At 49.7% G+C, this 344-nt stretch carries 1 protein-coding gene; it reads left to right on the top strand.

The genetic code is table 11. The features are described 5' to 3' along the window. Nucleotides 1-162: 162 nt before the first annotated feature. A partial coding sequence (locus ED312_RS24110) for a hypothetical protein (RefSeq protein WP_206363236.1) occupies nucleotides 163-344 on the top strand: 182 nt, incomplete at its 3' end.

Here is a 344-nt window from a genome sequence, read left to right on the forward strand (position 1 = left end):
TAACTAATCCGTTTAGCGGTAAAAGCAGTTTGGTTAGCGGCTAACTTAATCCCTTTAACGGCTAACCCATTCCCTTTAGCCGTCAACGTAACCCGTTTAGCGGCAAAAGCAGTTCGGTTAGCGGCTAACTGAACCCCTTCCGGTGTCAAAGGGATTGTGTTCATGGCCGTTTTAGAGCTTTCAATGGTAAAATATCTGGCCAAAATCGATGCGTCATTGGCAGTGAAGCGTGGCGGTCCGGTGGCAGGTATGAACCTGTCATTGCGGGTATGGTGCCGGCCTTACGAGATCGCCGCGTCAGCTCCCGCGAAGACGGGGTATGAAGTGAATTGTTTTTGTGTAAA

The sequence above is a fragment of the Sinomicrobium pectinilyticum genome (assembly GCF_003725735.1).
GTDB lineage: Bacteria > Bacteroidota > Bacteroidia > Flavobacteriales > Flavobacteriaceae > Sinomicrobium > Sinomicrobium pectinilyticum.